The following is a 13748-nucleotide window of genomic DNA, read 5'->3' as shown; positions in this document are numbered from 1 at the left end:
CTTGTCCCGTGACGCCCGCCGATCTCTCTCGTACCGTGCTGCACGCCGTGCGCCGCGCGGTGGCGGACGGTGCGCTGGACGCGCCGGTGCCGGAGAGTGTCAGCGTCGAACGTCCCAGGCCAGGAGGGTGCGGCGACTACGCCACCAATGTCGCCCTGCGGCTCGCCGGGCCCGCCCATCAGCCGCCCCGCGCCGTCGCCGAGGCCCTGCGGGACCGGATCGCCGGTGAGCCCGGGATCGCCTCCATCGAGATCACCGGACCCGGCTTCCTCAACATCACCCTGCACAGCTCTGCGCAGCAGGAGCTGGTGGACAGGGTGCGGCAGCAGGGCGCGGCGTACGGGCACAGCGGGCAGCTCGCCGGGGTCGCCCTGCGGTTCGAGGCGGGCGAGGAGCTGCGGGCCCGGGTGTGGGCCGACGCGCTCGGCCGGCTGCTCCGCTCCCAGGGCGCCGGGACCGAGGACGGGGAAGTCGAGCGTCTCCATGTCGTACCCGCCCCCGACCAGACCCAGGACCCCGCCGCCGACGCCACCCGGTGGGCCCTTCTCTCCGCCGCCGCGCACGACCGGCCCCGCACCGGTCCCCATCTGCTGGTGCAGCACGAGTCCAACCCGCTCTTCACGGTCCGCTACGCCCACGCCCGCAGCCGTGCCCTCAGCCGTAACGCCGGCCGGCTCGGCATCACCACGGAGCAGCCCACCGCCGAACACCCCATCGGCGCGCACACCGTCGACGCCCCCGCGCTGACCGGCGCCATCGGCGATCACCCCGCCGTCCTCGCCTCCGCCGCCCGCCTTCGCGCGCCCGACCGGCTCGTCCGGCATCTGGAAGCGACCGCCGACGCCCTCCTCTCCTTCCAGCACACCGTGCTGCCCCTCGGTGACGAGAAACCCTCGGCCGCCCACCGTTCCCGCCTCGCGCTCGCCGAAGCCGCCGGGACGGTGCTCGCCGGTGGCCTGTCCCTGCTCGGCATCAGCGCCCCTGACTACCTGTGAGAGAAGAATGAGCCGTTCCGCACACCCCGCCGGGCCCCGTCACGCCGATGTCTACCCCGAGGGCCACTACAGCGCCCCTCCCGCCGACCTCAACGGTCTCGACGAGAAGGTCTGGGCGAAGACCGTCACCCGTAACGACGACGGTGTCGCCACCGTCGGCGGGATCGAAGTGACGCGGCTGGCCGAGGAGTTCGGCACCCCCGCGTACTTTCTCGACGAGGCCGACTTCCGCGCCCGCTGCCGTGCCTGGGCCGACGCGTTCGGCAAGGACGCGGACGTCTTCTACGCCGGGAAGGCGTTCCTCTCGCGGGCCGTGGTGAAGTGGCTCCACGAGGAGGGCCTCAACCTCGACGTCTGCTCCGGCGGCGAGCTCACCACCGCGCTCGACGCCGGGATGCCCGCCGACCGCATCGCCTTCCACGGGAACAACAAGTCCCCGGAGGAGATCGAGCGGGCCGTGCGCGTCGGTGTCGGGCGGATCGTGCTCGACTCGTTCCAGGAGATCGTGCGCGTCGCGCACGTCGCCCAGAGTCTCGGCAAGCGCCAGCGCGTGCAGATCCGGGTCACGGTCGGCGTGGAGGCGCACACGCACGAGTTCATCGCGACGGCCCATGAGGACCAGAAGTTCGGCATCCCGCTCGCCGGCGGTCAGGCGGCCGAGGCCGTGCGCCGGGCGCTCCAGCTCGACGGGCTGGAGGTCATCGGCATCCACTCGCACATCGGCTCGCAGATCTTCGACACCTCGGGCTTCGAGGTGGCGGCCCACCGGGTCGTCGGACTGCTCAAGCAGATCCGTGACGAACACGGCGTCGAGCTGCCCGAGATCGACCTCGGCGGCGGTCTCGGCATCGCGTACACGCCGGACGACGACCCCCGTGAGCCGCACGACATCGCCAAGGCGCTCAACGAGATCGTCACCCGTGAGTGTGAGGCGGCCCGGCTGCGTACGCCGCGTATCTCCGTCGAGCCGGGGCGCGCCATCGTCGGCCCCACCGCCTTCACGCTGTACGAGGTCGGCACCATCAAGCCGCTGGAGGGCCTGCGGACGTACGTCAGTGTCGACGGCGGCATGTCCGACAACATCCGCACCGCGCTCTACGACGCCGAGTACAGCGTCGCGCTGGTCTCCCGCAGGTCCGACGCCGAGCCGATGCTCTCCCGTGTCGTCGGCAAGCACTGCGAGAGCGGTGACATCGTCGTGAAGGACGCGTTCCTGCCCGCCGACCTGGCGCCCGGCGACCTCATCGCCGTGCCCGCGACCGGCGCGTACTGCCGCTCGATGGCCAGCAACTACAACCACGCACTCCGTCCGCCCGTCGTCGCCGTCGCGGACGGCGAGGCACGGGTGATCGTGCGACGGGAGACGGAGGAAGATCTCCTGCGTCTCGACGTCGGATAGCTGAGATAGATGTCTCGTATGCCGGACGGGGGATAGAAACTTCCGTCCGGTGCGTGAGACTGGTCCACACCGTAGAAGTGATGAGAAGCGAGGTCGGATGATGCGTACGCGTCCGCTGAAGGTGGCGCTGCTGGGCTGTGGAGTGGTCGGCTCAGAGGTGGCGCGCATCATGACGACGCACGCCGACGACCTCGCCGCCCGCATCGGCGCCCCGGTGGAACTGGCCGGCGTCGCCGTGCGACGGCCCGGCAAGGTGCGTGAGGGGATCTCCGAGAACCTCGTCACCACGGATGCCACCGCCCTCGTCAAACGCGGCGACATCGACGTCGTCATCGAGGTCATCGGCGGCATCGAGCCGGCCCGCACGCTCATCACCACCGCCTTCGAGCACGGCGCCTCGGTCGTCTCCGCCAACAAGGCGCTGCTCGCCGAGGACGGCGCCACGCTCTACGCGGCGGCCGAGCAGCACGGCCGCGACCTCTACTTCGAGGCCGCCGTCGCCGGTGCGATCCCGCTGATCCGGCCGCTGCGCGAGTCGCTCGCCGGTGACAAGGTCAACCGCGTCCTCGGCATCGTCAACGGCACGACCAACTTCATCCTCGACAAGATGGACGGCTCGGGCGCCGGTTACTCCGAGGCGCTCGACGAGGCCACCGCCCTCGGGTACGCGGAGGCGGACCCCACCGCCGACGTCGAGGGCTTCGACGCCGCCGCCAAGGCCGCCATCCTCGCCGGGATCGCCTTCCACACCCGTGTACGGCTCGACGACGTCTACCGCGAGGGCCTCACCGAGGTCACCGCCGCCGACATCGTCTCTGCCCAGCGCATGGGCTGCACCGTCAAACTCCTCGCCATCTGCGAGCGGGCGGCCGACGGCAACTCCGTGACCGCCCGCGTCCATCCGGCGATGATCCCGCTCAGCCACCCGCTGGCGTCCGTCCGCGAGGCGTACAACGCCGTCTTCGTCGAGGCGGAGGCGGCCGGGCAGCTGATGTTCTACGGCCCCGGCGCGGGCGGCGCTCCCACCGCGTCCGCCGTGCTCGGCGATCTCGTCGCCGTCTGCCGCAACAAGCTCGCCGAGGCCACCGGGCCGGGCGAATCCGCGTACACGCAACTGCCCGTGAGCCCCATGGGCGATGTCGTGACGCGGTACCACATCAGCCTCGACGTGGCCGACAAGCCTGGCGTACTCGCCCAGGTCGCGACGGTCTTCGCCGAGCACGGCGTGTCGATCGACACGGTCCGCCAGCAGGGCCGGCCGGAAGCAGACGGCGAGGCATCGCTCGTCGTCGTCACCCACCGCGCGCCCGACGCAGCCCTCTCCGGGACCGTCGAAGCGCTGCGCAAGCTCGACACCGTGCGCGGTGTCGCCAGCATCATGCGTGTTGAAGGGGAGTAAGGGACCCATGACGACCAACGGCACCCACCAGTGGCGCGGCATCATCGAGGAGTACCGGGACCGTCTTCCGGTGACGGACACGACGCCCGTCGTCACGCTCCGTGAGGGTGGCACGCCGCTCGTCCCGGCGCGCGTTCTGTCCGAGCGCACGGGCTGCGAGGTGCATCTCAAGGTCGAGGGCGCCAACCCCACCGGGTCCTTCAAGGACCGCGGCATGACCATGGCCATCACCCGCGCCAAGGAGGAGGGTGCGCAGGCCGTCATCTGCGCGTCCACCGGCAACACCTCGGCGTCCGCCGCCGCCTACGCCGTACGGGCCGGCATGGTCTGCGCCGTGCTCGTCCCGCAGGGCAAGATCGCGCTCGGCAAGATGGGCCAGGCGCTCGTCTACGGTTCGCAGATCCTCCAGGTCGACGGAAACTTCGACGACTGCCTCAACCTGGCCCGCCGGCTCTCCGAGAACTACCCGGTGGCGCTGGTCAATTCGGTCAATCCGTACCGCATCGAGGGGCAGAAGACGGCCGCGTTCGAGATCGTCGACGCGCTCGGCGACGCCCCCGACATCCATGTGCTGCCCGTGGGCAACGCCGGCAACATCACGGCGTACTGGAAGGGGTACAAGGAGTACTCCCAGCCGTCGCCCGCGAGCACTCTGGCCGGCGGGGCGGACCGCCCCGCGCTGCCCGCCCTCTCCACGCGCAGGCCGCGGATGTGGGGCTTCCAGGCCTCCGGTTCCGCGCCCATCGTCCGGGGCGAGATCGTCAAGGACCCGTCGACGATCGCCACCGCGATCCGGATCGGCAACCCGGCGTCGTGGCAGTTCGCGCTCGACGCACGGGACGAGTCGGGCGGCTTCATCGACGAGGTGACGGACCGTGAAATCCTGCGCGCCTACCGGCTGTTGGCCTCCCAGGAGGGTGTCTTCGTGGAGCCCGCGTCGGCCGCTTCGGTCGCCGGTCTGCTGAAGGCGGCCGAGCAGGGCAAGGTCGACCCGGGCCAGCGGATCGTCTGTACGGTCACCGGCAACGGTCTGAAGGACCCGGACTGGGCCGTCGCCGGCGCGCCGCAGCCCGTCACCGTCCCGGTGGACGCGGTGGCCGCGGCGGAGCGCCTCGGTCTCGCCTGAGGGGCGGCACGGAGCCCCTCGCCCGATGTTCGATGGTCCGAGGCCCGATGTTCGAGGGTCCAAGGGCCCGATGTTCGAGGGTCCGAGGGGCTCCCCGAAAAAGGCCGGCCGTCCTGTTGTGGTCCCGGGAGTGCGTCCTACTGCGTTCCCGCCCGATGGACAAGGCAGGCAAGCCGGGCAACGGCGTACGTAGGGGCACAGGAGGCTTGCGACACGCATCGTGCGCCTCCCGTGCGCCCTATGTCGCCACAGAACCTTCCTTCGATAAGCTGTACCGAACCCGCCCCGCCGCATATGCCGCGGTGTTGCTGCCGTTACGGCCCACGGGTCCTCACCTCTCGAATCCCACAGCTCAGAACCAAGGAGAGTCATCGAGCGATGGCCGGTCCAGCGTTCCGCGCCGCCGCCGTCCGGGTGCGCGTTCCCGCCACCAGCGCCAACCTCGGCCCGGGCTTCGACGCCTTCGGGTTGTCCCTGGCGCTGTACGACGATGTCGTGGTGCGGGTCGCCGATGCCGGTCTGCACATCGACATCGCGGGTGAGGGTGCCTCCACGCTGCCCCGCGACGAGAGCCATCTGCTCGTCCGTGCCCTGCGGACGACCTTCGACCTGCTCGGCGGGCAGCCGCGCGGCCTCGAGGTCGTCTGTGCCAACCGGATCCCGCACGGCCGCGGGCTGGGCTCGTCGTCGGCCGCCATCTGCGCCGGCATCGTCGCCGCCCGCGCGGTGACGATAGGCGGCGACGCCAAGCTCGACGACGCGGCGCTGCTGGAGCTCGCCACGGAGATCGAGGGGCACCCCGACAACGTCGCCGCCTGTCTCCTCGGCGGTTTCACACTCGCCTGGACCGACGGGGGAGCGGCACGCGCCATCAGGATGGAGCCGGCCGATTCCGTCGTTCCGGTGGTCTTCGTCCCCGGCAAGGCGGTGCTCACGGAGACCGCGCGCGGCCTTCTGCCGCGCAGCGTCCCCCATGTGGACGCAAGCGCCAACGCCGGTCGTGCGGCCCTCCTCGTCGAGGCGCTGACCAGGCGTCCCGAGCTGCTGCTGCCGGCCACGGAGGACCGTCTCCACCAGGAGTACCGGGCCCCGGCGATGCCGCAGAGCATCGACCTTGTCAACCGACTGCGTGCCGACGGCGTCCCCGCAGTCATCTCCGGTGCGGGCCCCACGGTGCTCGCGCTGGCCGAGGACAGTGCGGCCGACAAGGTCGCACGACTGGCGGGCGAGGGGTGGGCGGCCAACCGGCTCACCTTCGACGCCGCGGGCGCGAGCGTCCTGCCGCTCAGCTCGTAGTGACACGAGATTGCGGGTGATGGAGAGGGGGAATGTTTGTTGGAGCCGGTAGTGTTAACCTCAAGTCTGCAACCGATGCCTTTGTGGCTCGGAGCTTCGTGTCCCCCTTAGGGACCGCCATTCTTCCGGGAGCCTCCCCAACTGCCTGAGCAGCCTGCCTGAGCAGTTTCGAGCACGCTCCGGAACCGGCACGACACCCCTCGCTTCTCCAGGAGTGGGCCGAGCAGGGGGACCTCGGGCCGGACTTTGCACGTATTTCTCTCCGCCGTCATCACCGGCGGGACCACCGCCCCGGCAACGTTCTGCGACACCCAACGTCACAGGCCGCCGCCGGACAGCACAACCGGTCGCCGAGCCAGAAGGCCGACGTCCGCTCCAGGGAAGGACCCTTCGTGAGCGACACCACCGATCTGATGGGCGTGACTGCCGACAACAACGTCGACACCTCCGCGCCCGCCGGAGGTGCTGCCTCCTCCGGCACCACCTCACGGCGCCGCCGCTCCGGCACCGGCCTCGAGGGCATGGTCCTGGCCGAGCTGCAGCAGGTCGCGTCCGGCCTCGGCATCAGGGGCACCGCGCGTATGCGCAAGAGCCAGCTGATCGAGGTCATCAAGGAGGCGCAGTCCGGCAGTGGGGCCCCGGCCAAGGCGTCCGCGCCGAAGAGCGCCGACGCCGGCGCCGGTGAGGCCGAGACCAAGCCGAAGCGCCGTGCCACCTCCAAGGCGCGTACCGGCGACTCCGCCGCCGCTGCCGAGAGCAAGGCCGAGAAGGCCACCGCCCAGCAGCAGATCGACATCCCCGGACAGCCGGCCGGGGGCACCGCCCAGGCCGCGGGCTCCGGGGGAGACGACCAGCCGGCCGGAGAGCGCCGCCGTCGCCGTGCCACCGCTCAGGCGGGCAGCCCGGAGACCCAGGCCGACGCCCGGGCCGAGAGCAAGGGCGACACGGCCGTCGACGTCAAGACGGACGCACAGCCGGACGCCAAGGCCGAGACCGCCGTCGGCGCGTCCTCGCAGCAGGACGGCGACGGCCGCCGCGACCGCCAGGAGCGCGGTCAGCGCGGTGAGCGTGGCGACCGCGGTGACCGCCGTGACCGTCAGCGCGACCGCCGCGGCAAGGGCGACGACCAGCAGCAGGGCGGCCAGCGCCAGCAGCAGGGCGGCGGCCAGCAGCAGCGCCAGGGCGGCCAGCAGCAGGACGACGGCTACGACGACGAGGCGGGCGGCCGTCGCGGTCGCCGGGGCCGTTACCGCGACCGCCGTGGGCGCCGTGGTGGCCGCGAGGACTTCGGCAACGAGCCGCAGGTCTCCGAGGACGACGTCCTGATCCCCGTCGCGGGCATCCTGGACATCCTCGACAACTACGCGTTCATCCGGACCTCCGGCTACCTGCCGGGCCCGAACGACGTGTACGTCTCCCTCGCCCAGGTCCGCAAGAACGGCCTGCGCAAGGGTGACCACGTCACCGGCGCCGTCCGGCAGCCCAAGGAGGGCGAGCGCCGCGAGAAGTTCAACGCGCTCGTGCGCCTGGACTCGGCGAACGGCATGGCGGCCGAATCCGGCCGCGGGCGCCCGGAGTTCCAGAAGCTGACCCCGCTGTACCCGCAGGACCGGCTGCGCCTCGAGACCGACCCGGGCATCCTGACGACCCGGATCATCGACCTCGTCGCGCCGATCGGCAAGGGCCAGCGAGGCCTGATCGTGGCCCCGCCGAAGACCGGCAAGACCATGATCCTCCAGGCGATCGCCAACGCGATCACGGTCAACAGCCCCGAGTGCCACCTGATGGTCGTCCTCGTCGACGAGCGTCCGGAAGAGGTCACCGACATGCAGCGGTCGGTGAAGGGCGAGGTCATCTCCTCGACCTTCGACCGCCCGGCCGAGGACCACACCACGGTCGCCGAGCTGGCCATCGAGCGCGCGAAGCGTCTCGTCGAGCTGGGTCACGACGTGGTCGTCCTGCTGGACTCCATCACCCGTCTGGGCCGTGCGTACAACCTCGCGGCTCCGGCCTCCGGACGCATCCTGTCCGGTGGTGTCGACTCGACCGCGCTGTACCCGCCGAAGCGCTTCTTCGGTGCGGCGCGCAACATCGAGGACGGCGGTTCGCTGACCATCCTGGCCACCGCGCTGGTCGAGACCGGCTCGCGGATGGACGAGGTGATCTTCGAGGAGTTCAAGGGCACCGGCAACATGGAGCTCAAGCTCGACCGCAAGCTCTCCGACAAGCGCATCTTCCCCGCGGTGGACGTCGACGCGTCCAGCACCCGCAAGGAAGAGATCCTGCTCGGCAGCGACGAGCTCGCCGTCGTCTGGAAGCTGCGCAGGGTGCTGCACGCGCTCGACCAGCAGCAGGCGATCGAGCTGCTGCTGGACAAGATGAAGCAGACGAAGTCGAACGCCGAGTTCCTGCTCCAGATCCAGAAGACGACCCCGTCGGTCGGCAACGGCAACGACTGACGCCGTTCCCGTACGACACAGGACCACCCCGTCGCCCCACAGGTGACGGGGTGGTCTCGTTTTCCCCCAAGTCCCCTCCGGCGCTGGTCAATCACTCGTGCCCGCACATATGATCGGGCTTTCGTGGTGGGGGATTCCAGGGGGGAATCGCGCAGCGCCAGGAGAGGCCGGGGGGCCTCGGACCAGGCTGCCCAGACGTGCTTCACGCCCCACCGATTCGGTTTCCCGGTGGGGTTTCGCGCTTCCCGGGACAAGTCCAAGGGGATACCGCGTGCAGATTCGCACCCGTGGTGGTCGGCACAAGCGCCGCATGAGACTGGCGATACCGGTGGCGGCCGTGGTGGCCGCGCTGATCGGGTCGGGCATCGCTCTGTCCGGGTCGCAGTCCGCGGAGGCGGGGGAGGTGCCGCGTCTGAGTGACACGGCGCAGAAGCCGCCGCAGCCGTCCCAGGCCGAGCTCCGCCAGAGGATCGCCGGGGTGATGAAGGCCGACGAGAAGAGCAAGCGCACCCTGGTCAGCCAGCCCGACGGCGCCAAGTCCGCGCCGAGCGGGCGCATCATCGGCGGCAAGGAGACCACCATCTCCGCCGCGCCGTGGATGGCGCAGCTCCACTTCAGCGACAGCACCGGTGCCGGCTACTTCTGCGGCGGTGTCGTGATCGCCCCGACGAAGGTCGCCACGGCGGCGCACTGCGTCAAGGGCATCAAGTGGTACCAGGACGGCGGTGTCGTCGTCGGCACCGACAAGCTGCCGACGCAGACCGGTGAGACGGACCCGGACGGCAACCCCGTGTGGGACTTCCACGGCGGGCAGATCGTGGGCGCGTACCGCCAGTGGAACCACCCGTCGTACAACCCGGTCTCGCTCGACAACGACGTCGCGGTCCTCACGCTCGACCGGCCCGTCTCCGTCAAGCCGCTGCCGCTCGCGCAGCCGACCGACGGCGCCCTGTACCAGGCGGGCCTGGACGGCAAGGTCTACGGCTGGGGCCGTACCAGCTCCACGGAGCCGAACAGCGCCTCGCAGACGCTGAAGGTCGCCGACGCGGACACCGTCTCGGACACCTCCTGCGCCGGTGCGTACGGCGCGGACTTCATCAAGGGCCACATGCTGTGCGCGGGTGCCCCGCCCACCGGCGAGGACGCCACGAGCGAGACCACCTGCAACGGTGACTCCGGCGGCCCGCTGGTCGTCGGCGGCAAGCTCGTCGGTCTGGTCTCGTGGGGCGACATCGACTGCTCCGCCGTCGGGAAGTACGGCGTGTACGCGAAGGTCTCCACGTACTCCGCGCCCATCCAGTCCCGTGTCGACGACGCGAACTGGAACAACGACCACACCTCCGACCTGCTGGCCCGCCGCACCTCGGACAGCACGCTGTTCGGCTGGACCTCCAAGGTCACCTCGTTCGCCCGCACGCTGAACCATGGCAACTTCTCCGGCGTCAACCTGGCGATCCAGGGCGACCTCAACCGTGACGACTGGGAAGACCTCGTCTACCGCACGAGCAACGGCTACACCTACTGGATGTACAGCGGCACCGAGGACGCGAAGCTGCTGTCCACCGGCTGGGCCAAGAACAAGCAGATCCTGATCCCCGGTGACCTCACCGGCGACGAGCTGCCCGACCTGCTCACCGTGAACTCCACCGGCAACCTGGTCCTCTACCCGGGCAAGGGCAACGGCGGCTTCTCCGCCCCCGTCCAGGTCGGTGGCGGCTGGGGCCAGTACGGCGTCGTCCGCGGTCACGGTGACTTCACCAGCGACGGCAAGCCCGACGTTCTGGCCCGTGGCGCCGACGGCTCCACGTATCTCTACCGGGGCACCGGCAAGGCCGCGACCCCGTTCGAGGCCCGCCGTCTGGTCGGCAAGTTCACCCTCAGCAGCTTCACGGCTCTGGTCACTGTCGGTGACGTGAACAGCGACGGTCACGCCGACCTCCTGGTCCGTGACTCGGCCGGCAAGCTGTGGCTCTACCCGGGCAACGGCAACAGCGCCGCGACCGGTGGCATCTTCGGTGCGCGCAAGGACTTCGGCACCGGCTGGCAGGCCTACAACCTCTTCGGCTGAGGCCCGACGCCTGCTGAGGCGGGCGGTGCCGGTGGGACCTTCACCACACCCGCCGGCGCCCCCACCCCACCCCGCTCCACCGTCCCGTCCGGGAAAACCCCTGATGGGACAGGCTCTGCGCCCGTCGTGCCCAGCACGGCGGGCGCAGCCGCGTTCTCACCCCGTTCTCACGCCCGCGTGCAACCCTTTCCGTCGCCGCGCCGTCTCACCGGTGGCGGAGCAAAAATTGACAGGGTCAGACAAACCGCACCTGGTTCGGCGCAGCAGGGGGTAGCGGCAGACGGCGGAACAGGGGAGATCATGGCCGATCAGAGCAGCAGTGGCAGCCGAATACGCGGCAGCCGCGGCAAGCGCCGCAAGCAGCCCTCCACGGGCCGCCGTGCCATGACCGTCGCCGCCTGGACCACGGCGGGCCTCGTACTCGTCGGCGGCTCCGGCCTCGGCTACGTCTACTTCAAGCTCAACGGCAACATCACCGGCGTCGACATCAACAGCCAGCTCGGCACCGACCGGCCCGACGACGTCGACAACGGCTCCATGGACATCCTCGTCCTCGGCTCGGACTCCCGCGCCGGCGCCAACGCCGAGTACGGCCCCGACGAGGGCGGTGCCCGCTCGGACACCGCGATGATCGTGCACGTCTACGAGGGTCACAAGACGGCGAGCGTGGTCTCCGTGCCCCGCGACACCCTCGTGCAGCGCCCCGACTGCACCGACAGCGACGGCAAGACCGTCTCCGGGTCCCGGCGCGCGATGTTCAACACGGCGTACGAGTCCGGCGGCCCGGCCTGTGCGGTGAAGACCGTCGAGAAGATGTCCGGCATCCGCATGGACCACTACATCGAGGTCGACTTCACCGGCTTCAAGAAGCTCATCGACAAGCTCGGCGGAGTGAAGATCACCACCGCCAAGGCCATCAACGACTCCAAGAGCCATCTGAACCTGGCGCCGGGCACGCACACCCTCGACGGGGAGCAGTCGCTCGGTCTGGTGCGCACCCGCAAGAGCATCGGCGACGGCAGCGACCTGGGCCGGATCCAGCTCCAGCAGGCTTTCATGAAGGCGTTCATCAACCAGGTCAAGAGCGTCGGCGTGCTGACCAACCCGAAGAAGCTGCTCGACATCGCCGACACCGCGACCAAGGCCATCACCCCCGACTCCGAGCTCGACTCGGTGTCCGAGCTGATGAGTTTCGCCAGAGGGCTCGGCGGCCTGGACGCCCAGGACGTGCAGATGATCACGATGCCGGTCGAGTACGACCCCGTCGACCCGAACCGGGTGATCCCGCTCAAGTCCGCCGGTCAGCAGGTGTGGACGGCGCTCAAGCAGGACAAGCCCATCCCGGCCGCCGCGGTCAAGGACTCGGCGGGCGACAAGGGCGACGCCGGCACCGTCGTACGGTCGCGCTAGCCCGCAGCACGCCTCCGCGGCCGGCGGCGCGGAGGCGTGCGGAATAGTTCCGACAGCACCCCGGTTTTGGGAGATACGGCCGGTCCTGGCAGACTGGTACGTCGGCCCCGGTTCACGCATCCGTATCCCGCGCGTGCGACCCGGCGCCCTCCCGAAACTAGGAGACACCTTGAAGCGCGACATCCACCCCGAGTACGTCGAGACCCAGGTCAGCTGTACCTGTGGCGCGTCGTTCACCACTCGCAGCACCATCGACAGCGGCGCCATCCGTGCCGAGGTCTGCTCCGAGTGCCACCCGTTCTACACGGGCAAGCAGAAGATCCTCGACACCGGTGGCCGCGTGGCCCGCTTCGAGGCCCGCTTCGGCAAGGCCGGCTCCGCCAAGAAGTAGCGAGCCAACTGCGCCGGTCCTCGGCCACCCCCGCGCGGGGCGGCTGGGACCGGCGCTTTGCCGTCCCGTAGGTCTCGTTCAGTAATCGTCACCCCCCAGGAGCCCCCGAATGTTCGAGGCGGTCGAGGAACTGATCGGCGAGCACGCCGATCTGGAGAAGAAGCTCGCCGACCCTTCGGTCCACGCCGACCAGGCGAACGCGCGCAAGCTGGGCAAGCGTTATGCCGAGCTGACGCCGATTGTCGGCACGTACCGCTCCTGGAAGCAGACCGGGGACGACATCCTGACCGCGCGCGAACTGGCCGCCGACGACCCGGACTTCATCGCCGAGGTCAAGGAGCTGGAGCAGCAGCGCGAGGACCTCACCGAGAAGCTGCGGCTGCTCCTGGTGCCGCGCGACCCCAGCGACGACAAGGACGTCCTGCTCGAGGTCAAGGCCGGCGCGGGCGGCGACGAGTCCGCCCTGTTCGCCGGCGACCTGCTGCGGATGTATCTGCGCTACGCCGAGCGCGTCGGCTGGAAGACCGAGATCATCGACGCCACCGAGTCCGAGCTGGGCGGCTACAAGGACGTCCAGGTCGCGGTGAAGACCAAGGGCGGCCAGGGTGCCACCGAGCCCGGACAGGGCGTCTGGGCGCGGCTGAAGTACGAGGGCGGGGTGCACCGCGTGCAGCGTGTGCCCGCCACCGAGTCCCAGGGCCGCATCCACACCTCCGCGGCCGGTGTGCTGGTCACGCCCGAGGCGGAGGAGATCGACGTCGAGGTCCACGCCAACGACCTGCGCATCGACGTCTACCGCTCGTCGGGCCCCGGCGGCCAGTCCGTCAACACCACCGACTCCGCGGTCCGCATCACGCACCTGCCGACCGGCATCGTCGCCTCCTGCCAGAACGAGAAGAGCCAGCTCCAGAACAAGGAGCAGGCGATGCGTATCCTGCGCTCCAGGCTGCTGGCCGCGGCGCAGGAGGAGGCCGAGAAGGAGGCCGCGGACGCGCGCCGCAGCCAGGTCCGCACGGTGGACCGCTCCGAGAAGATCCGCACGTACAACTTCCCCGAGAACCGCATCTCGGACCACCGTGTCGGCTTCAAGGCGTACAACTTGGACCAGGTGCTCGACGGCGACCTGGACGCAGTCATCCAGGCCTGTGTCGACGCCGACTCCGCCGCAAAGCTCGCGGCCGCCCAGTAACACCTCGTACGGAACG

At 70.3% G+C, this 13748-nt stretch carries 10 protein-coding genes; all 10 read left to right on the top strand.

Going from position 1 to position 13748, the window contains the following annotated elements; translation table 11 throughout:
* Window positions 1-8: 8 nt before the first annotated feature.
* The 10 genes from nrtL to prfA all read left to right on the top strand — a co-directional run bounded on the left by nrtL (window position 9) and on the right by prfA (window position 13732).
* Complete coding sequence (gene nrtL / locus ACFWU3_RS16175) at window positions 9-995, top strand: ArgS-related anticodon-binding protein NrtL (RefSeq protein WP_384437025.1); 987 nt, start codon at window positions 9-11, stop codon at window positions 993-995.
* Window positions 996-1002: 7 nt separating this feature from the next.
* On the top strand, window positions 1003-2394 hold the full coding sequence (lysA, locus tag ACFWU3_RS16170; RefSeq protein WP_384437022.1) for a diaminopimelate decarboxylase: 1392 nt from the start codon (window positions 1003-1005) through the stop codon (window positions 2392-2394).
* Window positions 2395-2494: 100 nt separating this feature from the next.
* A complete protein-coding gene (locus ACFWU3_RS16165; protein ID WP_384437205.1) occupies window positions 2495-3793 on the top strand; it encodes a homoserine dehydrogenase in 1299 nt (432 codons plus the stop codon).
* A 7-nt stretch (window positions 3794-3800) separates the two neighbouring features.
* Window positions 3801-4919, top strand: a complete 1119-nt coding sequence (gene thrC / locus ACFWU3_RS16160; protein WP_327680168.1) for a threonine synthase — start codon at window positions 3801-3803, stop codon at window positions 4917-4919.
* Window positions 4920-5297: 378 nt separating this feature from the next.
* Window positions 5298-6215 (top strand): homoserine kinase, encoded by a 918-nt coding sequence (gene thrB / locus ACFWU3_RS16155; protein WP_384437019.1) that lies wholly within the window; start codon window positions 5298-5300, stop codon window positions 6213-6215.
* A 392-nt stretch (window positions 6216-6607) separates the two neighbouring features.
* Window positions 6608-8674 (top strand): transcription termination factor Rho, encoded by a 2067-nt coding sequence (gene rho / locus ACFWU3_RS16150; protein WP_384437016.1) that lies wholly within the window; start codon window positions 6608-6610, stop codon window positions 8672-8674.
* Between the two features lie 310 nt (window positions 8675-8984).
* Entirely contained in the window at window positions 8985-10742 is a 1758-nt protein-coding gene (locus tag ACFWU3_RS16145) for a trypsin-like serine protease (RefSeq protein ID WP_384437013.1), read from the top strand.
* Between the two features lie 300 nt (window positions 10743-11042).
* On the top strand, window positions 11043-12152 hold the full coding sequence (locus tag ACFWU3_RS16140; RefSeq protein ID WP_384437010.1) for an LCP family protein: 1110 nt from the start codon (window positions 11043-11045) through the stop codon (window positions 12150-12152).
* A gap of 169 nt (window positions 12153-12321) precedes the next feature.
* Window positions 12322-12543, top strand: a complete 222-nt coding sequence (gene rpmE / locus ACFWU3_RS16135; protein ID WP_313944077.1) for a 50S ribosomal protein L31 — start codon at window positions 12322-12324, stop codon at window positions 12541-12543.
* Window positions 12544-12652: 109 nt separating this feature from the next.
* Entirely contained in the window at window positions 12653-13732 is a 1080-nt protein-coding gene (prfA, locus tag ACFWU3_RS16130) for a peptide chain release factor 1 (protein WP_313944076.1), read from the top strand.
* The last annotated feature ends 16 nt before the right edge of the window (window positions 13733-13748 follow it).

The organism is Streptomyces sp. NPDC058685 (genome assembly GCF_042714725.1).
In the GTDB taxonomy this organism is placed as follows: Bacteria; Actinomycetota; Actinomycetes; order Streptomycetales; family Streptomycetaceae; genus Streptomyces.
Note: the sequence above shows the minus strand (reverse complement) of the source record. Positions and strands in the feature narration are given on the sequence as shown.

Bases quoted from the DNA above. Each gene is read 5' to 3' on its own strand.
- thrB (WP_384437019.1), top strand. From the start codon at position 5,298: ATGGCCGGTCCAGCGTTCCGCGCCGCCGCCGTCCGGGTGCGCGTTCCC.
- prfA (WP_313944076.1), top strand. From the start codon at position 12,653: ATGTTCGAGGCGGTCGAGGAACTGATCGGCGAGCACGCCGATCTGGAG.
- lysA (WP_384437022.1), top strand. From the start codon at position 1,003: ATGAGCCGTTCCGCACACCCCGCCGGGCCCCGTCACGCCGATGTCTAC.
- thrC (WP_327680168.1), top strand. From the start codon at position 3,801: ATGACGACCAACGGCACCCACCAGTGGCGCGGCATCATCGAGGAGTAC.
- ACFWU3_RS16145 (WP_384437013.1), top strand. From the start codon at position 8,985: ATGAGACTGGCGATACCGGTGGCGGCCGTGGTGGCCGCGCTGATCGGG.
- ACFWU3_RS16165 (WP_384437205.1), top strand. From the start codon at position 2,495: ATGCGTACGCGTCCGCTGAAGGTGGCGCTGCTGGGCTGTGGAGTGGTC.
- ACFWU3_RS16140 (WP_384437010.1), top strand. From the start codon at position 11,043: ATGGCCGATCAGAGCAGCAGTGGCAGCCGAATACGCGGCAGCCGCGGC.